The 25,619-nt window shown below is 62.5% G+C and carries 8 protein-coding genes and 1 pseudogene; 3 read left to right on the top strand and 6 right to left on the bottom strand.

Translation table 11 applies throughout. The annotated features are described in order from the left end of the window. Positions 1–63: 63 nt before the first annotated feature. Complete coding sequence (locus ACFP3H_RS18330; RefSeq protein ID WP_378607638.1) at positions 64–1,362, bottom strand: dicarboxylate/amino acid:cation symporter; 1,299 nt, start codon at positions 1,360–1,362, stop codon at positions 64–66. 111 nt (positions 1,363–1,473) lie between these two features. Between ACFP3H_RS18330 and ACFP3H_RS18325 the strand changes: the two genes are divergently transcribed. Continuing rightward, positions 1,474–2,556, top strand: a complete 1,083-nt coding sequence (locus ACFP3H_RS18325) for a thioredoxin family protein (RefSeq protein WP_378607636.1) — start codon at positions 1,474–1,476, stop codon at positions 2,554–2,556. Positions 2,557–2,668: 112 nt separating this feature from the next. After that, on the top strand, positions 2,669–3,046 hold the full coding sequence (locus ACFP3H_RS18320; protein ID WP_378607635.1) for a hypothetical protein: 378 nt from the start codon (positions 2,669–2,671) through the stop codon (positions 3,044–3,046). Between the two features lie 697 nt (positions 3,047–3,743). Here ACFP3H_RS18320 and ACFP3H_RS18315 read toward each other — a convergent pair. From ACFP3H_RS18315 to ACFP3H_RS18305, 3 genes are read right to left on the bottom strand one after another with little or no spacing between them, the layout of a single operon-like run. After that, positions 3,744–5,960, bottom strand: coding sequence for a 3'-5' exonuclease (locus tag ACFP3H_RS18315; protein WP_378607633.1), 2,217 nt, complete (start codon positions 5,958–5,960; stop codon positions 3,744–3,746). Between the two features lie 21 nt (positions 5,961–5,981). Next, positions 5,982–8,189 carry a 3'-5' exonuclease gene (locus ACFP3H_RS18310; RefSeq protein WP_378607631.1) on the bottom strand — a complete coding sequence of 736 codons (2,208 nt, stop codon included), beginning with the start codon at positions 8,187–8,189 and terminating at the stop codon, positions 5,982–5,984. Further along, positions 8,189–14,554, bottom strand: a complete 6,366-nt coding sequence (locus tag ACFP3H_RS18305) for a DEAD/DEAH box helicase (RefSeq protein ID WP_465263766.1) — start codon at positions 14,552–14,554, stop codon at positions 8,189–8,191. Before ACFP3H_RS18305 ends, ACFP3H_RS18310 begins: the two co-directional genes overlap by 1 nt. An 886-nt stretch (positions 14,555–15,440) precedes the next feature. On the opposite strand from ACFP3H_RS18305, the pseudogene ACFP3H_RS18300 reads away from it, so the two are divergent. After that, positions 15,441–16,585 (top strand): annotated as a pseudogene (locus ACFP3H_RS18300) (IS3 family transposase). Positions 16,586–16,881: 296 nt separating this feature from the next. On the opposite strand, the gene ACFP3H_RS18295 reads toward ACFP3H_RS18300, so the two are convergent. After that, a complete protein-coding gene (locus ACFP3H_RS18295; RefSeq protein WP_378607627.1) occupies positions 16,882–21,015 on the bottom strand; it encodes an NACHT domain-containing protein in 4,134 nt (1,377 codons plus the stop codon). Positions 21,016–21,031: 16 nt separating this feature from the next. After that, positions 21,032–25,618 (bottom strand): Eco57I restriction-modification methylase domain-containing protein, encoded by a 4,587-nt coding sequence (locus ACFP3H_RS18290; protein ID WP_378607625.1) that lies wholly within the window; start codon positions 25,616–25,618, stop codon positions 21,032–21,034. Position 25,619: the final 1 nt, after the last annotated feature.

Raw genomic sequence — 25,619 nt, 5'->3', positions numbered from 1 at the left:
CACTGCCGGAACATCATTGCGAAAGGCCCCCAGCATTGCTGGGGGCCTCTTTGCGTTCGGCGATCAATCCGCCTGATCGGCCCGCGCCATCACCTCGCTGTATTCCTCGAGGTCGATCTCCTCGGCCGTGACAATCTTGGTCCCGTTGTAGACGTCGCGGTCGATCTCATCATCGGCGTTGGCCACCAGCATCGCGACGAACGTATCGCCGTTCACGTTCAGGAACGTGCGGAAGATGCCCGCGAACCAGTCGACCGCGATCAGCAGACCGACCGCCTCGAACGGCAGGTCGAGCGAGGTGGCGAGGAACATGGCCACGACCGGGAACCCGCCGGGAACGGTGATCGTGCCCATGTTCAGCAGAATCGCCAACCCGATGCCGAGCACGATCTGCCCGATGCTCAGGTCGACGCCGCCCGCCTGCGCCAGGAACATCACGACGATCATGTAGTTGAGCACGGCCCCGTACGAGCCCATCGTCAACCCGATCGACAGGGTGAAGTTCGCGATCTTCTGGCTGACGCCGACCTTCTCGACGGTGTTCTTCAGCACCGCAGGAAACGTCACCGCCGAGCTCGTCGTGGTGACCGCGATCGTCGTCTGCTCGGCGAGCTTCTCGGGCAGCTTCAGTGGGTCCAGGCGCGTGCGCGCAGTCACCACCGCGACGAACAGCGCGAACAGGATCACCACCCCGAGCAGCGTTGTGCCCAGGTACTTCAGCGTGGTGGTGACCACCGCGAACCCGACATCACCGGCGAGCGCGGCGAGCAGACAGAAGACACCGATCGGCGCGAGCGTCATGACCAGCCGGATCATGGTGAGCACGATCTGCTGGACCTGGTCGATGAAGGTGAGCACCGAGGTGTCGCCGGTCTTGTTGATCTGCTTGCGCAGCGCGATGCCGAACAGCAGCGAGAAGATGATGATCGGCACCATCGTCGCCGTCGACATCGCGTTGAACACGTTGGTGGACACGAAGTTCAGCAAGGTCTCCTGCCACCCCAGCGCCTTGTCCGCGGACGCCTTCAACGAGGAATCCAGCTCCCCGGCGAACACCATCCCCGCCCCCGGCCGGATCACCACGCTCAGCCCCCACGCCAACACCGCCGCGACGAACGAGAACCCGAGCATCCACTTGAACGTCCGGAACGCGACCTTCCCGGTGCCCGCCCCCGCCATCGACCCGGTGGCCACGATCACCGACGCCATCACCAGCGGCACGATCGACATCTGGATCAACCGGATGAAGATGTCCCCGATGAACTTCAGATTCGCGGCCCACTCGCCGACTACGAGCCCGAACACGAGCCCCCCGACGGCTCCCACCCCGATCTGGAGTGCGGGATTGGATAGAGTTTTCATCGGATCCTCCTGACCTGCCACCGGCAGCGTGGATGCCGACGTACTCGCCGACACCGCTCTGTCGCCAGTGTGTGCCGGGTGAGCTGCGCGGCGATGGCAGGTGGGTTGCCGGTGCGTATCCTCGGCGATATATCGATCCGCCCGGATCGTGAATCAGCCTTCGGCGCAGTGAAATTGCGTTCAGCTTCCGGGAGGTCGTCGAGCTGGTATTTTTGCGCTATCGCTCGAGAGCACTTGGAGGGGGCCATGGAGCGTGGTCACGAGTTCACTGTTGTTCTGCCCGGTCACGGCACCTATCGCGTCAAGCTGCTCGAAGGTGTCGAGATCGACGATCAGGCCGGCGAGACTGTCGGCCACTGGTCGGCCTTCGACCTGCACGCGCGAGGTGACAGCGCGGGCACGGTCTATCAGGAGCTACTCGGCGGCCTGCAACAGCGGATCGCCGCTGGCCCCGGCACCCCCGAGTTCGACGCGTTCGCGGCCTACGTGCGGGAGCGCGGTTCCCGGCTGTCCGACGAGGAAGTAGCCGCCCGGGAACTGGCGCAGGTGCGCGAGACCAGTGTGCGATGGCAGGTCACCGACGACGAGCAGTATGTCGTAAACCTCTGGCGCGACGCCGAATTGCAGCGAGACGGCGACACCGTCACCGTGCGCGCATTCGAGCTCGAGGCCACCGGCGAACGTCCCGGCCAGGCCTTACAGGCACTGACCGAAGCCGTCTCGATGGCATCCGGCAAGCACGACGCCCCAGGACCCCGCTTCGACGAGTTCACGACCTGGGTCCGCGCCAACGGCGACCGCGTCTCCGCGGAAGCCCTCGCGCAAGAAGCGAAAGACCTACAGGACTACCTCACCGCCCGCGACCAACTGGCCCCCATCACCCCCGACGATATCGAGGCGGAGAGCTCGACAGGCGTCCCCCTGCTGGTCGACTTCTGGGCCGCCTGGTGCGGCCCCTGCCGCCAAGTGACACCCGTCCTGGCGAGCCTGGCCGACCAGTGGGCCGGTCGCCTCCTGGTCCGAAAGATCGATGTCGACCAGTTCGCAGGCATTTGGGAGAAATTCGAGTTCCGAGGCATCCCCGCCATGCTGATGTTCAAGGACGGCAAGGAAATCCACCGCGTCATCGGCTTCGGCGGCAAGGACAACTTGATCGCCGAGCTCGAACCACACCTGGCCCCGCTCGACCACTAGTCAGGTTCGGCTGCGCTACTACGGATTCGGAGGGGGGAATATGAGAGCGCGCGAGTTCATCTGTGCAACAGTCGTATTCGCGTCGACCACCCTCACAGGATGTGCGCAAACAGTGAACGGCACCGCCGTCGCCGCCACCCACCAAGACCCCCGCACCGACCAGCACTCCCTCACCGGAACCTGGATCGGCTCCTACCAGTGCGCCCAGGGCACAACCGGCCTCACCCTGACCGTGCACCCGAACACCCAGGCAGACTTCACCTTCTACCCCCTACCGGAAAACCCCACAGTCGCCTCCGGCACCTTCACGATGACCTGGCAAGCCGAACCAGCCCGAATCCTCTTCCGACAGTCCACCTGGACCACCAGACCAGCCTCCTACCTCATGGTCGACCTCATCGCCGACCGCACAGAGAGCACCACCGTGCTCAGCGGCACGGTAATCGGCACAGGCTGCACGACCTTCTGGCTGAAGAGGGACGTGACGTGACCACCGAAACAACAACCCCCGATGAGTCGGCGAGGTTCCGCAGTGGAGTTCGTTCCGAGAGGAGCGACGCGGACTGGCACGCGAAGGCGAACAGTCCGCGTCGAGCGAAGTCGGCTGGCATCAGCGGCGCCCTCACTCCGTCGGGGGTAGGCCGAGCGCGCACAAGGTCGCCATGGGCGCCGGTGGAGAGCAGGCTCAGAGCCGCTGTGGGCAATGGGCCATCGGGATTCGTCGCGTGACTCGCCATGTGGCGGTCGAGTGCTCGTGGTCTCCGTGCGAGCTGGGTCATGGCGCGATGCCACGCGAGTTCCCACGGCGCGGCGTCATCGGCGCCGAGTACGCCAACATCGAACGTGCACCGAACCGATATCGTCGACAACGGCAGAGCTCCGTTCGGTAATCAAGGTCACTCCTGTTGGTAGCGATATCTCGGCGAATGCCCTGCGGCGCACGGATGTTCGAGGCAGTCATGGGTGCATCCATTGCCGATGGCTCGACTGGGCGAGGAACTACTGGGCGATAGGCACAAAACAGACACTGATCTCCCGTCCGCAGAAGTCCGGCGGCAAGAACTACTCCTGAAAGGGTTTCTCAGTTCGTTGTCGAACCGGAGGATCCGGATAGCGATCAGACAGTGACGGGCGCGAATCCGGATGCCGCGCCCAGGCCGCCCCGCCGGAACGGGCTGTGACGCGCGCTATTCCAACAGTGTCGAGATCTGCCCACTCCAGGTGACAACCAACTGGTCGCGGGCCCGGCTGGCCGCGACATAGAGCAGCGATCGTTCGCGTCGTTCGGCTTCCTCGCGCTCCTCGATCGGGACACCACGCACACTGGGACGCGACGGGACGTGTTCGTTGTCGATGCCGGCCAGCACCACGCACCGGAACTCCAAACCCTTGGACCGGTGCATTGTCAGCACCGCGACGTGGTTCTCGGGTGGCACCGTGTCATCGAGAATCTCTGCCGTGATTCCTCGTTCGCCCAGCGCGCGCACTACTGTGCCCCGCTCGCGCACGCCGCGGGTGAGTACCGCGACGTCGCCACGCCCGATGTCGTCCTCGTTGATCCAGGTGTCGAGCTGGTCCGCTATCGCCCGCAGCTCGGCGGTAGGGGAGTCGCATCGGATCAGTGCGGGTGCCGGGCCGAGCCGGGCGGAGGTGTAGCCAGCCGTAGATTCCTCGCCGTCGGCGAGATCGTTGTAGGTCGTGCCATCGAGGATCCCGACCGCGAAACGCAGGTTCTGTGCTGTGGTTCGGTAGTTGAGGGTGAGTTTGCCGGAGCGTCCGCCGCGCACATTGATCCCGAATCGGCTGAGCACGACTGGCTGGCCGTAGATGCGCTGGTGGGAGTCCTCGGCGATGAACAGGTCGTTGGCTCCCTCGGCGACGAGGGCGCGCAGCAGTGTCCAGTGGGTGGCGTGTAGGTCTTGGGCCTCGTCGACGATGACGTGGTCCGCGAGCCGTTCGCCAGTGGTTTCGGCGCGATGGCGCAAATCTGCTGTCGCGAGCGCGAGTACCTCGGGAAAATTCAGTCGACCGTCGATCCGACCGAGGCGGCGGAACTGAGTGATCAGCTGCCACACCGCGTTGCGTTGGGATCGGCTCAGGCGCACGCCGCGTCCCGCTCGCGGCACCTTCAGGTACTGGGCCTGTGTCGTCACCTGATTTCCGAGCACTACGTTGACGTATTCCGTTGTCAGGAAACCCGGTTGGGCCAGCCGGAGGTCCAGGTTGTGCTCGGTCGATGAAATGGCCTCCGCCCAACCGATATCGGGTGCCACGGTCTGGCCTCGACGGCGGGGCGCGTCGGTGTCGAACACGGTGCGAAACGCGTGGTCGAGGTCGGGAGTGGCTCGCAGATACGCGGCGGCCAACCTGTCGATCCCGGCGACGAATATGCCGCGGTCGCCCGGCTTCTCGGCCAGGGTGACACTCGGGTCGAGGGCGAGCAGGCTGTCGCGAAGCCCCTGAGCGAGGGTCTTGTTGAAGGTCGTGAGCACGATCCGCGCGTCCGGGTTCCGCCGCGCGAGCAGTCGCGCGCGGTGCAGGGCGACAATGGTTTTGCCGGTTCCGGCGCCCCCGGACAGCCGGAAGGTGCCACGGTGATCCTGCTCGACGAAGCGACGTTGCGTCGGATGCAGGAAGGTCCGCCAGGCTGCGAAATCACCGCCTTCGATCACCCTGCGCAGCTCGTCGTTGTCGTCGATGAGGGTGAACTGCATCTGGCTGGCCGGATGGGTGAGGGCGGCGAGGATCTGGTCGTTGTCATCGAGTGGCGCCCCGGACCGTGGTTCGGCCAGACCGAGGAGATCGCGAACCTGATCGATCGAACGTCCCACGGCCAGTTCGAGTATCGCGTTCTGTTGCCAGGCGAGGTCTGCGGACTGTGCCACCGCGAACACCCCGTCCTGATCCGGGGCCGCGAGCACGTCGTCGGCCAATTCGGCGGCGAGACCGAGGCGGTCGGTGAGTTCGTCGACGGTGTAGCCGACGCGCGCCAGATAGCCGAGCGTCGGTGCCGCGCCGGATCGCGGGGACGGACCCGGCACATCGGGTCGTGGCTGCCCGGCATCGAGCTGGCTGACGATGCCCTCCAGGACGCCGTTGATCGGATTGACCCGCAATCTCGCCTGCTCCGCGATCTTGTTGGCGACGTCGTGTTTCCACGTTCCGAGGTAGATATAGGTCGGTTCGCCGAATCGGTCGTCGATCCGGAACATGACGGCCCGGAAATTCAGATCGACCCGTCCCGTGCGGACGCGGGCGTCGGCGGCGCCGCGCAGTGGCTCGATGTGCAGGCCGGGCGCGGTGTCGTCGGCGCGCAGTTTCTCGAAGAACTCGCAGACCTTGTCCTTGATCGATCCGTCGATCTTCGGCATCGACTTGTCGTTCTGTAGAACGAGATTGGCCATGCGCGGTTCACTCCACTCCGGTCACACCGCGACCGCGGTTCGCAACAGTGCCGACGCTCGCCCACTCCACGTCACGACAAGCTGATCGCGGGCCCGGCTGGCCGCGACGTAGAGCAGGGACCGCTCCCGCAGCTCGGCCTCACCGCGCTCTTCTTCCGGCGCCTCGCTCAGCACCGATTTGGCGGGCACATGCGCGTCGTCGACACCGGCGAGGATCACCTTGGCGAACTCCATGCCTTTGGCCCGGTGCATCGTGAGCACTTGCACATGACCGGGGCCCGCTGGATTGTCATCGAGCACACGGGCTTCGATGCCACGCTCGCCCAACGCCCGGACGAACTGGCTGCGCTCGTTGCGGCCCCTGGTCAAGATCGCGATGCTCGACGCCTCGACATCGTCGTCGAGCCACTCTCGGACCAGTTCGGAGACTCGGTCGAGTTCCTCGGACAGCGAAGCGCATTCAACAAGAACGGGTTCGGGGCCGGTGCGGGCGGATCGATAGCCGTGGGTCGTCTCGTCCGCCTCCTCCAGATCCTGATAGTCGCCGCCGGCGAGGATATCGACCGCGAAGCGCAGATTCTCCGCGGTTGTCCGGTAGTTCAGGGTAAGTCGGCGGGAGCGGCCGATGATCTTCACCCCGAGCCGTCCGAGGACGACCGGCTGGCCGAAGATCCGCTGGTGGGAGTCCTCGGCAATGAACAGGTCATCGGGGCCCTCGGCGACCAGCGAGCGCAGCATGGCCCAGTGGGTGGCGTGCAGGTCCTGGGCCTCGTCGATGATGACGTGGTCGGCGAGGAACTGCTCCGTCTCGGTGTCGCGGCGGCGCAGGTACTCCGCTGCCAGCGCGAGTACCTCCGGGAAGCTGACGGTTCCATCCATCCGGCTGTGTCGGCGGAACGCTTCCATCAGTTTCCAGACCGCCAGGCGCTGTGCGCGGTTCAGGCGCACGCCGCGCCCGGCGCGTGCCACCTTCGCGTACTCCGCCACCGTGGTGACCTTGTTGGCCAGGACGACGGCGGTGTACTCGTTGTCGAGGAATGTCGGCGTGGTCAACCGTGAATCCAGTGTGGTTTCCACTGATTTGGTGACCTCGCGCCAAACCTTGGTCGTGTCGGTGCGTCGTGTCGAGACCGCCGTGGCGCTGCCAAGGACCGATTCGGCGACCGGAACGAGATCGCCCGCGCGCGCGAGAACGTCGCTGGCGAGTTTGTCGACACCGTCGATGTAGATGCCGGGCTCGCCCGGAGCCGACGCGATAGTGATGTCTGGTTCGAGTGCGAGCAGGTCCGTGTGCAGCTGGCGGGCCAGCGTTCGGTTGAACGTGGTGAGGACGATGCGGGCATTCCTGTGCCGCCGCCACAGGTTTCGTGCCCTGTGCAACGCGACGACAGTCTTGCCCGTTCCCGCGCCTCCGGAGAGTCGGAAGGCGCCGTTGTAGCGCTTCTCGGCGTAAGCGCGCTGTTCGGGATGCAGGAAGGTCCGCCACGCCGCGAAGCTGCCGCCTTCGATGACACGTCGGAGTTCGTCGGTGTTCTCGCCGATATAGGTGAAGCGGAGCTGGGATGCCGGATGGGTGAGCGCCTGCAGGATCTGTTCGTCCTCGCCCGAGCTCGGGTCGACGGGATTCTCGTCGAGGCGAAGCTTCGCCCGGATCTCGGAGATCGCGACGCCGCAGGCCAGTTCGAGAATCGCCGAGCCCTGCCAGCACTCCACCTCCGCGGCGAGGTCGTTGATCTCGTTGTCGTCGACGGCCGCGAGGACCTTCGCCGCGAGCGCTGGGGCGAGTCCGAGTTCGTCGGTGAGCTGGGTGAGCGTGAAACCCGACTCGGCGAGGTAGCCGCGTGGCGCCGATCGCACCGGCTCGTCGACGGTGGTGAGGGGCGCGTCCGCATCGTGCAGAACCAGATCCAAGACCCCGTTGACGGGGTTGACCCGAAGCTCGGCGCGGGGCGCCAGGTCGGCGGCCGCGGCGTCGTCCCACACACCGACGTAGACGTAGGAACCATCGCCGGTGGCGGGTACGACATGGAACAGGATCGCACTGTGCCCCAAGCCGATCCGGCCGAGGCGGACACGCTCGTCGTGCGCGCCGGGCACCGACTCGATGAGCCCGCGAGCTGTTGTCTCGTCGTTCTGAACAGTGTCGAGGAAGTCGTAGACCTTGCGTTGCACGGCCCGGTCGCGTTCGCCGCCGGTGCGGCTCGTGCTGGTCATGACGATGTGCGCCATCACATCACCCCGTTCGTTTCGAGCGCTTCGACGAGCTTCGCCGGATCCGCCGGGCAGATCGTCCAACCCTGCTCGGTCATCGTAGGAGCAGCCTCGGGGGTCTCGAGGAGAACCCCGATCCGGGCCTCGGCCCAGCCGATGTCGATGACATCACCCCGTTCGGTTTCCACTCCGAGCTCCGGCACCGGGGCGCCGACCGCTGCGAGGCCGAGGACGAGTGTGCGTTCGGCATCGGAGATGGTCTCGTCGTAGACGGCTTGCCATTCGGGGGTGAGACCTGCCCCGGTGGAGTCCGGGCCCCGGTCAGGGACCACGCTGTCGCTGGACAGCAGGCTGCGGGTGGTGACCACGTGGTCGGCGAGGCCGAGCCAGTTGGACAGTCTCAGCCATTCCTTCCACGCGTGTCCGTCGCGCAGTTCGAGCGCTTCGTCGCGATCGTCCAGCGCGATCACGGCGTCGACGACTTTCTTGTCCTTGCGCATGGCGGCGGTGAGGGTCAACGGACCGTCGGTGTAGGACCAGCACGCGTACTCGCCAGCGGCGATCTGGGATTGATTGCCTTCGAGGAGATCCAGCGCCCAGCCCGCGATGGCATCGCCGTCGCCGTGTACGCGACCGTCGAGCATGAACATCAGCGGCAGCCAGTGCGCGACGGCGTGCCAATCATCACGATGCGGGTGCTGCATGAATTCGATCAGCTGGTAGATCGGGTCGCGATCGAGGAGTTGGAACACGCCCGGTCGCAGATTCCCGTGACCGACGGTGAACTTGGCGAGTTTCGGTGTGAACCAGGATGGTTGGACTCGCTGATCATTGTTGAAGCGCTGCAGATCCTCATGACCGAACGACCACACCATCACCCCACCCGAGCGCAGGATCTCCCGCTTGCGTGCATCGTCGGCGACCCGGTTCTTGCCGGGCACCGCATGGAATCGACGACCGTCGGCGAACAGGGCGATGATGGGAACGTCCGGATCGGCGGTGCTGAGCTGGAAGTCGGGCTGACTGTTGCCCATCAGCACCTGCGGCTGGAGCTGCCAGGTCCGAATCTTGGTGCCGGGCAACCTGATCGTGGCGGTCGGGCCGTAGGTGCCCGGCTTCTCGGTCACGGTCGCGCCCATCGCGGTGAGGCGCTCGGTGAAGGCCCGATAGAACTCGCGCTCGAGCGGTGACTCCTCGCTACCGATCGGTTTGGCCGGGGTCTCCTCGGTGATCGAATCGAGCCAGGCGGTCGGATTCGGTTCGCCGTCCTGGCACGCGAGCAGGTCGTCGAGCACCTTTGCGGCGGTGATTCTGGAGACCTTATCGAGTTCGCGGGGTGGCGCGAACGGCAGCAGGCATTTGTGGCAGGCGAGCCGATCGGTGCAGCCGCAGTTCTTCACCACCTCGCGGGCCGCGACGAGCACTTCCCACACCCGTGCCGGATTGGCGAAGTCGGCGAGATATCCGGTGCCGCCGGGCACCGTGTCGTGGATGAGCAGGGCCCGCTGCTGCGGGGCGTGCAGTGCGTCGGTGATCGTGGCGACATCGAGATGTTCGGGCGAGCCGCCGATCACCTGGCGCAATCCGAGCAGGATCGCCGCGCTGAGGCTCGGGTGGGCGAACGAGTCGTATTCGAGTCGGCTGGGCAGGTGCAGCAGTACCGCCTGCGTCTGCAGGGTCCTGGCGAGCGCGATCTCCCGAACGTGCTTCTCGTCGTCGGCTTTTCGATACTTGCACCAGCTGCGATGCTCGTGCGGCTCGTTGCGACCCGCGACCTTGTCGAGTTGTCCGCAGCCCGAGCACACCCGGAACAGTCCGCCGGTCGTCGGCGCGCCCGCGATCATCCGTTTGCTGCCCTGCGAGTTGCGCCGACCCATATTGATCCAACGAATGTCCATGCGCCGCAGGTACTCCGCGCCGAAATCCTGATCGGCGACGAACCAGCGTTTGGTGATGTTGTCGGGATCGATATCGGCGGCGGTCAGCACGGTGAACGATTCCTTGCGCCGCTCGTCGCGGATATCGGTGATCGCCGCCTCGTCGCGGCGGACCTCGGCCGACACCTTCGCCATCTCGACGACCTGCAACTGCTGACTCACATCGGCGATCGCCGGACTGTGACAGCGCGGGCATTGGATCGGCGGCGGTGTCTGATCCGCGCCGTGACTGATCCCGGTCCAGCCGCACGACGGGCACACCCGCCAGGTGTGGATGGCGGACTCGCCCGCGCCCAGGTCGACGGCGTCGATCTCGACGGCCAGGCCCTGCGCGTAGAAGGTGGCGCCCGGCGCGAGTTCGGTCAGCGCGACCCGGGAGCCACGGCGATAGCTGGCGCTGTCCTCGGCGTAGTCGTTGGTATCGGGGTCTATCCAGGTGATACCCACATCGAGGGTGACCGCGTCGTCGAGCAGGGTGTAGTTGGGCAGCACGCCGTAGCGTTCGAGCACGCCGACCCAGTGTTCGGTGGTGAGTTCGTTGATGTTGCGCGACAACAGTTTCAGCGTGCCGCGCGCGGTGCGCAGGTCGCGTTTGTCGTTGTCGGTGGCGGCGGGGGAGTTGGCCCGCTGCTCGAAGTCGGGCAGGGCGGCGTCCACGGCGGTGCGTCGGTGACGCAGTTCGTTGACGTCACGGTTCCAACGGTGCACAGCCTCACGCAACAGCACCCCGAGTCGACTGTGCTCGCCGAGCCCCGGGGGAGTGGCCCAGGTTCGCAGGTTGGTCGTGGTGGTCTCGCCGAGGGCGTCGCCGAACTGGGCGAGGAATTCGTCGAGGAGCAGATCCGCGTCGTCGTCGGCCGTCTCGATGAGAGTGCCCATCCAGGTCCCCTCGTCGAAGCTCGACAAGACGTTGGTCGCGCTGCCGGGGTCCTCCGCGCCCGCCTTGCGTGCCAGCCGGTCGACGATGTGCGCGATGTACTGGCGCTGCAGGATCTCCTCGGCGGTGAGGAAGGTGGCGGGCGGTCGGACCTCGCCCTGGATCACCGACGTCGGCTCACCGAGTTTCGGCAGGTGCTCACCCCGTCCGCGCACGAACGCCAGAGCCAGGGAGTTGCCGGTGAGACGACCTGCTCGACCGACCCGCTGCAGGTAGGACGAAACAGTGCGCGGCATCGAACCGAGCATGACGGTGGACAGATCACCGATGTCGATACCCATTTCGAGGGTGGGCGTGGCGACGAGCACATTCGGTGCGGCGGGGTCGGTGGCCGTGGTCTTGAACGCGGTCTCGTATTCCAGTCGGGTCTTCGTCGGGAGCAGCGAGCTGTGTTCCCGCGCGACAACGCGTTTCATTTCCGAGCTGTCGTAGAGAGCGCGATAGAAATTGTCGTGCTTGGCGGCCCGGATGAGCGCGCCGGGGCACCGGGTGAGCAGGCAGGGCGCGCCCTCGAGCTGGTCGACCACGGTCGTGCTGCCGGGCGTCGGGGTCTGGCAGACATCGCAGACGAGCAGATACTGCCCGGTCGCCAGACCCTCGGTGTCGGGAATACCGACGAGCACCGTGTCGTGCGTCAATTGGTAGGCGGTGAGCGACTTCTCGGTGTTCGCCGTCGAGAGAATACGTTCTTCGGCGAGTACCTCGAACAGTGCCCGAGCCAGGCGTCCACCGTCGATGGGTGACACGTCGAGGCATCGCGACGCCCACCGCGCGTACCACGAGGGCGCCGCGGTGATCGGGTCGAAGCCTTCCGGGATCACACGTTGACCGACGGCGGGAAATGCCGGAGCCGGCCGGCCTTTCGGAAAGGCCGGCATGCCCTGACCCCGGGGGCGGCCGCCCCAGACCGAGTGCCGGTTCGCGTCGCGCTGGACGTATTTCGTCAACCATTCGTGGGCGATGGCGCCACGCGTGCGCATCCGTTCGGCGACACCGCGCACCCACCGCGACACCGCGGCGGCGTCGGGTTCGGCGAAACCGAGCTGGTGTTCGGTGCGGGCCAAGGCTGCTGCGCCGAGCTGCGAGACTCGCTGCGGTGAACCGAGATCGACTTCGGCGACCACGCTGCCGGTCAGCTCGAGGGTGCGTCCCAGTCGTGACTGCAAGCCGAATTCGAGGTCGATGTCGAACTGGACTCGGCGCGCCACGTTGACGGCCGCTTTCCGACGCTGTGGCGCGGGTCGGTCCGCCTGCCAGTACGCGGTGAACTCGTCATGCTCGACGATGTCGGGCGGCAACAGCCGGTATCGACGGTTCGGATCCTCACCTGCCCGCTCGATGACCGCGGCGCACAGTTCCGACAGGGTCAGCATCTGCCGGCCGGACACCCTGTCGCCCAGTGCGTTCCGCAAAGTCGAACGCAGGCTGAGTGTGTGTGACCGGGCCTGGACGAATCCGGCCCGGTGCGCCGCGTCCTGCACACTGTCGGTGAAGACGAGCGCCTTCTTCTCGGCCTCGTCCAGGCGCGCGTCGCCGAAGAGATTCGACAGTGCCACCGAGAGCTGGGTCGCGATGGCACTACCCATGAACCGGATTCCGTCTTCGACACCACAGGCCGGACAGAGATCCTTCATGGAGTTCTCGTCGGCGCCCACGCCGCTGAGATAGAGCACCGGGAGCACTCGTCCATCGAGCAGCTCGGGGCTGTCGGTATCGGGCCGCTTGTCGACGATCTCGCGGTCATCGACCCGCAACCAGTGCAATCCGTCGACAGTGTCGTCGAGTTCGGCTTCGGTGGGTGCCGAGATCAGGGCGCGGAAACGGGGGCCGCCGGTCGCGTGATAGCCCCGAATATCGTCGTCGCTGGCATCGAGCGTGCTCCCCGTCGGCGCCAACCGCACTCCCCAGCCGGATCGCCCGCAGTGTCGGCAATACAGGGACGGGTAGTAGTCGGTGGTGGTGTCCTCGAGCTTGCCGTCGTCGGCCCACCGGAACAGCGGTGTCACCGCGGCGGCCCGGTCGACCCGCGACAGCTCCCGAAGCCACAGGTGCACATCGACATTCAGTGCCGAACGTCCCACCTCGGCCCGCAGGTGCGACAGTGCCGCGAGCAGATAGTGCAGATACTGCTCACGCTGGGCCTGCCCGCGGGCGAGGTCGCGCTCACCGGTATGCGCGGGCAACGCGGTGCGCGCGAGCTCCGCGATCGAGCGTGCGTCGAGGGTATTGCGTAGCAAGCGCGCGACGTTGCCGTGTCGCTTGACCAGGTCGAGCATCTCGGTCTCGTCGAGTCGATGCAGATTCGCTGCCGCGCGCTCGAAGGTGTCGTCGATGTCGGAGGTCTGTCGGAACAGTGTCGCGAGCACAGCGGCGGTCAGTCGCTTGTTCGTCGGTGCCTGCGTCGCGACGAGATTCAGGTCCCTGACCGCATCGGCTACCACGGGCTCGATCGGTGAGAAGGTGCGATCCAGCGCGGTGCCGCGTCGCGTCAGCCAGTCTTCGACCGTGAGGCGCGTTTCCCCGATCAGGGTGTCCTCGTCGAAGGTCTCCCCGAAGACGGTTTTCGCGAACGCCAACATCGTCTCCGGCGAGGACTCTTTCGATCCGAGCGTCGCCGAGGTAGCGACGGGGGTGATCTTGCCCAGCGGCCGTTCCCGGTCCGCGTCGGTGACCGACGAGGTGGAAGTCCAGTGCGCCTTGACGGTCAATCCGAGCCGCCGCAGCAGCATGGCCACGTCGGTTCCCTGGGCCCCGTCGTAGGTGTGGAATTCGTCGAGCACCACGTACTGCAACGAGTCCGCCGACTGTCGCCACATCGCCGCACGATCCGACCGCAACAGCATGTGGTCGAGCATCTTGTAATTGGTGAGCAGGATGTCGGGCGGCGAATCGTGCATCAATCGCCGATCGGTGATCAGTCCCGCTTCCGACACCAGCGTCCGCCCGCCCGAGGACTGCTCACCGGTGTAGAGACCCGCAGTGACCCCCGACAGCTCCGGATGCTTGACGATCATCTGCGCCAACCGCTGTTCCTGGTCGTTGGCCAGGGCGTTCATCGGATAGATGAGCAGCGCCTTCATCCCCACCACGCCCGACTTCTTGGCTCGCAGCACGTGATCGAGGATCGGAATGAGGAACGACTCGGTCTTACCGGAACCGGTCCCGGTCGTCACCAGCGTCGGCAGCGGCCGCCGCTGGAATTTCGTCGACAATCGTTCGAACGCCAACGCCTGATGCCCATACGGGTCGAACGGCTTGGGCCACCAGTCCAGGTGCATCCCCCAATTGCCACGCGCCGGCGCGAAAGGCAACCGCAACCGCGCGTAGGGCCCCTTGAACAACCCCTCTTGCGGATGCCCGATGAAGTCGGTGAGCGCCCCCTGCGTATCCGGATCGGTCAACGCGAAGGTCGTCGTCAAATAGTCGGTCAAACCCTCCCGCAGCCGCTCTGCCTGCAGAGTAGGAAGCAGGACCCCCACATGCGCTCCTCGGAGTATCAGCCGGCTCATCCCAGCCGGGTCGTCGTGGTGCTGGCCACGTCGGTCGAATGCTAGTCGACCGGACGGTTCCGGTCGGAAAGGTCTGTGTGACTTGGGAGTCGACGACAATCAGACGCTAACATGGCCACGACCTGTAAGCAATGGTTGACGATGTTTTCAACCCGGACTAGTCTGATTGCACTGCTGAAGCATCGTGCTGGAAGGAGTGATCGATGAATATTCGAATCGGGCGTGGGACCTGCGCCCTGGTTTTCGCTGCGGTCCTCGGGCTCGCCGGATGCGCGGCTCCGGCTGACCAGCCCGTCCCCGTCAGTGCCTCGCCGACCACGGTGTCGACCCTGGCACCGACACTCACCGAAACATCCTCTGCCCCGACCACTTCCGCCCCGCCACCCATTCAGTCCGACTCGGCGACGCCGACGCAACCGGCCGCCCAACCCGAACCGACCACCGCACCCGAACCCCACCCGGTCGAGTGCCTGGAAGGAACGCCGGGACCGGCGATCTGGAGCGACGGAACCCAGCGCTACTCCCAATGGTGCTTCGACACCCGAGGTGGTGAGCAGTACCTCGAAGAGGAGTCCCAGTCGGGTGCTCCATCGAACGGCCGGGGCTACGAATGCGGCCCGAACGGTTGCTTCTGGCCGGACGGCACCCCGGTAATCGGCGCTGACCGCTGCGGGCGCCTCTGCGGCGAACCCCCGACTTCCGGTGATATCCAAAGTGAATGGATCCAGTGCACCGCGGTGAAGACGGTCGAACAGTGCCGGGCGGAACTGAACGGCAACTGAACTGCGACGACTCTCAGGGCGGTTGGCCTGACCCCGGTGGATGAGACCACTCGGTATTGGAGTCCTGTTGGCCCCGACATGGGCTGGAAGGGACACTGAGAGTTATGGCTGGTCGGAAGCGGCATTCCGCGGAGGACATCGTGCGCAAACTGCGTCGCGCGGACGAGTTGACCGCGGAAGGCAAAACAGGCGAGCAGATCGCCGCTGAGCTGGGAGTATCTGCGGCGACCCTCTACAACTGGCGCCGCCAGTACTCGGGCATGGACACCGACGCCGCCAAAGAGCTCAAAGAGCTGCGCGAGCAGAACGCCCGGCTCAAGCGCCTGCTCGCCGATGCCGAGCTGGAAAAAGACGCGTTGCGCGAGGTCGCGAAGGGAAAATTCTGAGCCCAGCCGCTAAACGTCGAGCCGTGGACATGCTCAAACACACGTTGAGTATGTCGGAACGGTTGGCGTGCAAGGCTGTTGGGCTCGCTCGTTCCACGTACCGACGCGTCCCGCTGGCCCAGACTCCCGCCGATCCTGATGCCGATCTGCGGGCCTGGTTACGCGTGTACGCCACCAAACACCCCGGCCATGGATTCCGGCGCGCGTAGGCGGCGTTGCGCCACGACGAGGGCCACGGCGTGAACAAGAAGAAGATCCACCGGCTCTGGCGTGAGGAAGGCCTGCAGATCCGGGCTCATTCCCCACGCAAACGAGCCGGCACGTCCTCGGTGCCCCAAGTCGATGCTGACGCACCAAAAGTGGTGTGGGCGTTGGATTTCCAGTTCGACTCCACAGTCGACGGCAAGGCGGTGAAGATCGCGTCGATGATCGACGAACACACCCGCGAATCGCTGCTGCACCTGGTCGAGCGATCCATCACCGCCGACCGGTTGGTCACCGAACTGGACAAGGTCTTCGACGCCGCCGGCGGCCCACCGAGGGTGTTGCGTATGGACAACGGTCCCGAGTTCATTTCAGTTGCGCTGCAACAGTTCTGCGGTGACCGGGTCGGGATTTCCTACATTCCGCCGGGCACACCCTGGAACAACGGCTTCATCGAATCGTTCAACCGGCGGCTACGGGCGGAATGCCTCAACCGCAACCACTGGACGAGCTTGCTTGAAGCACGGGTGGTGATCGGCGACTTCAAGACCGAGCACAACCTACGGCATCGACACTCGGCGCTGGGCTACCTGACCCCGGCCGAGTACGCTGCCCGCTGCAGCCACCGTCACCATCCGGTGGCCTGTGGTATCAACTGATACGGATCGAAAACAACCCGGCTCTACTACCGGGTGGACTCGTTATCGGGGACTCGCCAAACTGCCTATCAACTTGAGGTGTGGTGAGCCGGCGGGTGTCGATTGGGAACATGCCGAGACTTTTTCACGTCACTATCCGTGCAGCAGTCGTATCCGCCCTCACGCACCTCCAGAGGTTCGTTGGTCAATGAATGGATGTTCAGAGCCACGCGCGAATCGTCCTGGTATGTAACCGAGCCGATCTACAGACAATCACCCCAGTTATGGTTCGCCGCTGCCCGGGATGTCGGTCAGTGCTAGTACACCGGCATCGGAAGGCCGAGGCTGCGCTCCTCTTCTCCAATGCTCTGATCGCCCATCTGAAGAATGCTTCGCATCCCATCACAAACTAGGTGATCCAGACCAGGATACAATTCGATGTCAATCAAGTCTGTTAGTACTGCAGTCAAAATATCGACATGCAGAGCTTGTTGTATCTCGAAAGCCATCAGCTGGTGAAGTATATCAAGTTCGATTTCGGAATTGCAGTGAAGGAAGGCGCTTCGCAGTATTATCGAGAATTCCGGTACCCAATCACGCCTGAGAATGAATAAACTGATTCCTGCAGCTCTAAGCGAGACGACTTCGCTGGAGCAGAGATCGCGATGGATTCGGGCCAGCCGCGGTTGCTCGAGTCCTGCATTTGATGGCCCTCGGTAGGTAACCGATCGTGCGATAGCAGTAAGGAGGGTGGCGGCACCCGCTTTCAACTCTGGTGAGCTTTGCCGTCCTAGCATGTTGACCAATTTCTTGGCTAGCGAGTTCGGAGGCGCTTGTACCAGGATCGAAGACTGCCAATATGCGGAGGGATTATTGCCGATAGAACAGAGAGCTGTGTCAACCAGCGACTGTGGGGGCAGGCTGTGGTGGAACAAGATTGATATTGTATCACAAATAAGTCCGCCGTCGGAATGTGAGCGGTTGGCTACAAGGTAGGAAAGAATTCGACTAGCACTAGAAAATTGATCTGTCCGACCGATAAACATCAACAATGTTTTGAGCGCTCTTCGTCGAAATGAAGTCAAGGGAGCCTCTGCTAGAATAACATCCAGCTGTGCTTCGGTGTTTCCGATAATGTATGATGGGCTGGTTGGTCCGAAGCCTGGCTCCAGCATGACGTAAAGGGCCCATTCGATAGCCGGAAGTTCGTCCAGGATGTCTGCCCGTTTCGCGCAGTACTCTGGTGACCGAAGGAGGAGATCTACGTCCTCCTCGCTGTAATCGGCGCTCTTTTCCAGCTGCAAGTGGACGCTTCGATTGAAATCGGCGATCGCGCGGCTCAGTTCCGTCCATTTGCTCCAGCCTGCGTTACCTAGCCATGGAAGCAGATCAAGTCGGGATATTTCTGAGCTGCCTTTCTTTGCGATGTTCCACAGGCACTCGAACGCAGGTCGTTGGCCCCGAGTGCTTGAAATAGAAGCACCATCGACGCGATTCCCGATAAGAAAATCGATCACGCATTGTGCGGTTTCGGTCGTCACATCTCCAATCCATAGGTGTACGGCCCAAAACGGCGCCATAAGAGGATCGGATGAAGAAATTGTTGACAGCCTAGCAAATTTTTCGCCGTCGCCATCGAGATAGATCTCATCCAGCTTCTCTCGAAGATGCGAATCGAAAATACAGGGCGCCTGATTTCGGGCGCGCATTCTTCGGCTTCCTGACAGCACAACGTCCAACGTTAGAATTGCGTGCAGGATCCAATGGAGGCCGGGGCTCGGATCAAATTTGTCCAGGTCTGAATCGGTTGTGTCTATGTGGAAACTGGTGGCGTACGTCTGGAGAAATTCCAATGCGATCGGTTCAAAATTATCGATATTGGCCAGAGCGTCGAATACGACACGTGGTTCCACGGCGCGACCCGCATGCACGTAGGCATTCTTTCGAACCTGGCTAGGAAGGTGGTTGACGAGTTCACCCACGAGAGCAATACTCGAATTCGTAATTGGCAGCCGTAGGGCGAGTGAAAGTGCGGACGTGCCCAGACTCTCAACAGAGCTCATTCGAGATATGGCCTGAATGAGGCTGGGGTGGTGCCGATCGATCTTGAGCAGTAGATCAGTTGAATGTTCAATCAATGCATCGGCAAGTGTGGTGATTTGTTCATTCAAAATTGGCTTCACATGATCTATCAGATCCTCTGCGGGAAGGCGAAGTGTGACTTCTTCAATCGCTGCGTATTGACCAGGAGTCAACTTCCCTGAAATAGGTTTCAGGCCGATTTCCAGGAGGCTTCGTTGAAGTCTTCTATTTGGATTTAGTGCACGATCCGAGGCGATGAGGAGCGCGAGTTCCGCTCCTCGCTTTAGTCGGTGATCGATTCCCTCCTGGTCGATAGCCTTACACACCGCTACAATGTTAGAGGCTTCGCCTGGCAAGGTCCGCCCGACGCGACCTGCAAAGAATAGTGCAACATTCCGCCAGTGATACTTTCTCGCTATTGCCTCGAATCGATAGTATCGTTCTTGGGTGCCGTTGGATGTATCTGACAGATGGCATGCGGCGAAGAATTCTTGCAGAGATCGCAATTCGAACCCGAAGCGCGACGCCGTGGGTTCGACGAGTAGTACGAGGCGCTCGCCAGCGTCAATTGTAATCGCGTCCAGGGTCTGCTTCATCTTCTGCTTGTCAGAGTACGGATCGTTCGAAAGAAGGAACCGAGAGACTACGTCGATATACGATTCTGCCGAGAGGGTTGAGTCGGTGGCAGAAACAAATGAGGCTCGTTCTTGTAGCGTATACCCAACAAACTTGTGGAGGCCGACGAGGAGTTCCTTGTCGGTAGAGATAATGTTGCTACCCTTGCCTTGCTCGCGTCGATATATGACGTCTAGGTATTCGTTGAATAGCGCTTCGCGCTGGTTAGGCGGCCTGCCTCCGGACGTGATAATCAGAATAAGTATTGTCACCTGAAGTGGTGTATTCATGAGAAGCTTAACGTGTCGATCATTGAGACATTCCTCGATCCCACGTTTCAATTTGTCAGATTTATCGATATCTAGATTGCGCGCCTTCGCCCATTTATCCACATATGTTCGCACTTGATTGGGTTGAAGATTTTCAAGTACGAGGTGCACGTAGGTTTCAGGATTGTATTGATCATTATAGCCAGTCGGTCTAGTTGTGGCTAAGACCTGCATGTTGCACATGAAGATATCTGACATACGGGCGACAAACTCTTCAGTGGTATCAGTAACAGTCCGCTTGAGCGACGGATCGGTTACTTCGTCAAGGCCGTCCAAGATTAGCAGAATGGGATTCTCGTTGAAGAGTTTGTGAAGTCCTGCCGGTGTCATCTTTCGGCATGTTGTGCGTTGAATTTGATGGCAGATGTAGTCGTCGAGGCTTCCGTTTGAGTCATTGGTTCCTCTGGTCTTGGTCTCAGCGATCCACTGTGCAAATTCGCGAAGTATTATCCGAAACGGTAGCCGGGGAGTCTGCGGTATGTACTCTGCGGATATTGCGATATTCTTGACATTGCCCACGATCCTTGCTCGATGGAGCTGGGCGAGATACTGCCCAGCCGTCGACTTGCCCTCACCGGGGCCGCCGATCAATACTACACGGGGGGCTTCCGTATGCAGTAGTAGATGGACGATTGGTATTTGGGATTTGTCAGCTGCGTCGATGCTAATTCGGCGCACAGACCTGTGGTATTTCTCAATCTCGGGGAGGTTTTGGTTGCCCAAATGTTGGTGTGTTCTGTGCTTTTGTATGCTGCCGTGCAGTTCGATGAATACCTTTTCCAGCTGCAGATGATTATCGGTCGCATCGCCAGCTTGGTCCAGTTGTGCGTCTTGCTCTCGGCGAAGGGTCGTGTATAGATATGCGCGAATGGTTGTACTATCGAAGTCGCTCTCTACCGAATAGCGGTTTATAAGCTTGGCGATAAGGTCGCCTGGGGTGAGGAAGTGCGCATACGTAGAACGAATGTTCTGGTACTTGTCGAGGAATCGAGATATCTCCTCTGCTCCCCATGCGTGGAAGTTCGCAACAGCCGATTTGTGCGACGTAGCTATCGCATGCAAGGTGTCGATAGTGCCCGTGCCCTCGTTTGGGGATAGAGGCACATTCGTCGCAAGGATATAATTGGTTATGTCCCGCTCTATGAATTTATTAAGTTCCTTCGGCAGCTCGCCGATCAGCGTTTGTCGGGACTTCTTGACTGTGAGTAGCTCGGTGTCGTGAAATTTTGCCTGGATGACCCATGTTCCAGCCCATCGGTTCGTCGCAGAAGGATATGGGGCGTCGCCCGTATACTCTGCTTCGCGACCGCCGTCCGGGCCGACGCCAAATGTGATAGTGCCATTTCCGAGAATTTCCTTGACAAGCGCCTGGATGAGATTCTCGAACTCTTGTGCGCCGAGTCGACCAAGTTCGTATTTTGTCATCGGGGATCCTTGATGCCTATATGGCTTGCGCCTCGGCGCAGCGGGAAAAGTGTTCATGGGCGAGGAGCATGTCGCGTTCGCGATCGACGCCGGCGAAGGGTTCGTCGTAGGTGATGCCGCCGACAGCGAGATCAGCCTGCGGGAGGAACCCCATCTTGCGGTATTCGGTGGCTAGTTTGGTGGGGAGTTGGCGGCCGGTGGGGTCGTAGAGGGCTTCGCGGTCGTATTTTTGGAGGACGGGGAATTGGGTTCGGTAGATGGTTATTAGTTCTTCGGCGGTTATGTTGAGCATTATGGCTACGATGGCGTCGATTTCGATCAGGGCTTGGCGGCGGTCGGCATCGGTGCGTAGGGGGGTGTGCCAGGTCCAGGTTTCGGTGATGTTGTTGAGGGGGGTGCGGGTCGAGTTGGGGGTGGGGATGCTGGGGGTCCAGGTGTCTGATTGCCAGGTTGGGGTGTAGAGGTCGGACCAGAGGGGGGCGTAGGCGGAGGTTAGGGCATTGAGGCGGAGGGTTCGGTGGATCAGGTGGGGGACTAGGGGGTGGTCGGCGGGGTAGGGGAGTTGTAGCCAGGTTGATGCCTTGATGTGGGCATTGCCGATCACCTTGATCATGAAGTCGGCGACGATTGAATGGCTGATACCTGCGAGGAGTGCCAGGCCTCGGTGATCATCATTCAGGCTGAGCGTGTGGACGGCGTGCACATGAGCCGGGCCCGGAGGGATTAGTGCGGAGTGCAACGTGCGGACGGTGGCAACATCTCCCATCTCGCGCCACGCGAGACGGAAATATGAATAGCTGGATCTTGATCCCCACTTTGGATATGAAGCCTGATATTCGTGTAGTGGCAGCGCAATTTGGTAATTTGTTCTTGGTATGAAGTTATCGGGAACCGATGTAAGGTCGATTCGTGAGTTATCCTTGTTGCTTCGCATCGTCGCATTTACCTGTTGAAACAGTGGTGTTGCAACAGTGAAGTGCGGTCCCTGAAGGATCACTGAGTACCAATCGTCGGGAACCGCTGATCGCGAATCGAAGTAACCGGCTTTGCGGTCGGAAGATTCATGCCATCCGCTAGTCCACTCGAAACCGATGCTGGATGTTCTGGGCGCGGCCGCGATCTTGTTGACCACTGCGGCACTTGCGCGGTTGACGGGATACAACATGCGGGCCTGGTCGGCGGGAGTTTCGGGCTCATCGATCAGCGCGGCCCAGCCATCAAGTTCAGCCCAGGTGACTGTGATTAACCGGTCCCGGTGTGGGCGTATATCCCACTTTCCCTCACCATCCTTGAGTCCCGGAGCTTCGCCGGTACCATCGTGTAGTGATGATCGTCGGGCGGTATCGGGATGATACAGGGACGAGGCCATCTGGAATCTTGGCGATGATTCGGATCCGTAAACGTGGACGCCGAATACGATACCGTTGTCTACCTCGAATAGCTTTAGGGAATTCCGAAAATGCCAATGGCGTCGGAGTCGTCTGTATGAGGCTCGCCGTAGTCCACGGGCTCTAGCTTCGGTGAAGTGACTCTCAGGATGAATGAGTGAGACGATGCCGTTAGAGCAAACGGACCGCCAGGTCCGGTCCATGAAGCAGCGGTAGAGGTCAGGCTGTAGCCCCGCGAGGAAGGGGCGGTCGATGGCGGAGCCGAGGTGCGCGTTATTTCCTGCCTGGGCGGCGCGGTCATCCAATAGTGCAACTCGAACATCGAATTGTCCGAGCGCTTCGGTCGACTTGATGTTCTTCTCGGGCTCGGACGGTTTATGTGCCAACTGCCACCACGGGTCGAATTCGGCGAGCACGCTGGCCTCATCCCAGTCGGGACGAACCCATGGTGGGTTTCCCACCTGCAAATCGAATCCGCCCCGTGCAAAGACCGGAGCGAAGTCGAGTTCCCAGTGATGGAATCCTTGGACTCGGGCGATGCTGGAAGCCAATGTCAACCACGGAAACTCGGATACTGCGGAAGCGATGGGTTTGACTTGAGCGAAGATTCTGTCGTTGTCTTCCGCGATGTCGAGTTCAGACCAGTCCATGTCGGAAGCGAAACTGGTCTGGCCGTATCGTTCGAATTTTCCTGCTTTGGCAGTGGTCCCCAGCACGGCCTCGAGGCCGCCGACCCACTGGTCCCAATCAGGCGCGGAGACGTTTGCTGTCACTGGCCATGACCACAGTGCGCACCACGCGTCCATTACGCGACGTAACCGCTGGTAGGGGCCGTTCTCGTCGTGCAAGATGGCTTCGATCTGTTCGCGGGTGACAACCGGGACATGGTCTTCAGGGACTTTGCGCCACAGGTAGAGATCGCGACGGTTCTCCGACTCAGCGATGGTGAGACGACGGAGTGTGAAAGCCCAAAGAGCTTCTACACGCTGGGCGAGCGAAGCGAGGCGTCTGGTGATCTCTTTGGAGGGGGACTTGCGGATATCGTTGCGCCACAAGCGAAGGCGCTCGCGCTGTTCTGGCGCGTAGGTTTTGGCCTCGGTGGTATCGACAACCGCACCCCACCCTTCGGCGGGCAGCAGGAAGTGGTGAATCCCAGCCTCGGTGTCGGTGCCGAGGGCGATGTCTCGCGGGATGGTCTTGAGCCACGCCTTCTTGGTGAGGTCGCTAGAAGCGTAGACGGCCCTGCGTGCACCGATGAGCGAGTTGCCGCGGCGCAGGTGCAAACCGAACCACGGTGCCTGGAGCCCGGCGACCATGGTGTCGAGCCAGAGGGAGATCTCGGCCAGCTCTACTGCAGTCGCGTTGAGGTCCACACCGTAAACCTGATGGAGGGCAATGTGTGCCTTCACCTTCTGTAACTCAAATGTGTACTCATCGGCATCGATCAACTCGCCCATCTCGGCTTGCTTGCGCTTGAGGTACTCGGCGGCGAGTTGGCGGACTGCCTCGATGGCGAAGGCGCCGGAGCCGAGGGCGGGTTCGCAGATGGTGAGGGAGAGGATTTCTTCGGGGGTGGTGCGGTGGTCGTCTTGGTCGAGGAGTTCTTCGAGGGCCTGGGAGACGACGAACTTCGTGAGGACTTCGGGGGTGTAGTACGAGGCGGACTGTTGCCGTTCGCGGCCGGCCAGGCGGAAGACGAAGGTGCCCTTGGGGTGGAGGACGGGCTTCTTTTCGCCGGTGGCGGGGTCTTCGGTGCGGACGAAGTCGGATTCGGCGAGGTGGTCGGCGCGGTGGACGGGGACTACCCAGGAGCCTTTTTCGGGGTTGCCGTCCTTGGCTACCTCGTAGAGGTCTTCCTCGGCGAAGAAGCCGGTGTAGGACATGAGGCCCTCGTAGACGGCGCCTAGTTGGTTGATGCCGAGTTCGGCGTAGCTGATGAAGCCGCGGTCGGCGCCCTTGCGGGACTTGGATTCCTTGGTGAGCAGGAGGTGGGCGAGGACCTGCTGGGTTGCTTCGTTGCCGAGGCCGACCTCGTCGATGAGGGCGGTTGCCCTGGGGGAGAAAAGGTCCGCGCGCAGGGGGTTGAATTCCAGGCCGGGTGCTGGGTCATCGATGGGGGTATCGCGCACTGCGGGAATGTGGCCGTTTTCCACCAACCAGAACAGCTTCGACAACGACTCGTAGAGGTGGGTGCCGGTGCGGGCGTGGGGGGAGACGAGTTCGGTGAGGGTGAGTTCGCGGAGGCGGTCGAGGCCGTAGCCCTCCTCGTACTCGGGGACGTTCGTGGGCAGGACCTGCATCTCCGGGGAGGCCTCGGCGTAGAGCAGGAACAGGATTCGGTACAGGAAGCGCAGGGAGTGTTTGGCGAGGTCGTTGCCGTCTATGTCGTCCATCGGGAGGTCGCGGGCGCGGCGGCGGCGTACGACCTCGTTGGCGATGATCTCGATGGAGAGGCGGATGCCTTCGCGCAGGTCCTTGGAGACGCCGACGGTGTGTTTCACGGAGTCTTCGAGAACGCCGGTCCACCAGATGTTGCCGTCGGCGTCGGGCTTCAATGCCTGGTGGCCGAAGATGGCGGCGGCGCGGTCGATTTCGCCGCCGCGAGCATCGTGGCGGCGTTCGGCGACGACGAGGAGGTCCAGGGCGAGGTAGCGGCCCTCGGCCCAGCGTTCGGCTTCGGCGAGCAGGAGCCAGCGGCCCGCCTGGACGACGATGAAGGCGGGTGGGGTGTCGGAGCGGAAGGCGGCCGAGACTGCTTTGGACGCGGATTCGAGCGATTTGTTGTCTTCCACGGCCGGGGTGATCAGGGTGCCGGTGCCGAGGAAGTCCTCGATCGACTCGACGGGATCGGCTTGCAGGAACAGCACATTCGGTGCTCCGGCGAGCGCGGCATCGGGGATGTCCAAGGCGGAGCCGGCGCGTTCGGCGGTGAAGGAGGTCAGTTCGCCGTCGAAACCGAAGGCGGTGCGCACGGCCGCATGGGCTTTCGGGGCTGCTTCGGGGTTTTCGGCGAGGGCGCCGAGAGCGGTGTGCAGGTCACCGGCGGCGGAGAGCAGCGAGCTGCGGACGGTCTTGCGGCCCTCCTTGGCCTCGGCGTCCCACGCCTTGCGCAGCTCCATCACCTTGCCGTGGAACGACTCCTTCACCGAATCGGTGGTGAAGTAGTGCTCCGAGATCCAATCCTCGCCGACGACGATGGAATCGAAAGAGGCCACG

Origin of the sequence: Nocardia lasii, from assembly GCF_042658545.1 — a bacterium.
Taxonomy (GTDB): domain Bacteria; phylum Actinomycetota; class Actinomycetes; order Mycobacteriales; family Mycobacteriaceae; genus Nocardia; species Nocardia lasii.
The sequence above is the reverse complement of the archived record's forward strand: the minus strand, read 5'-3'. Positions and strand labels throughout refer to the sequence as shown.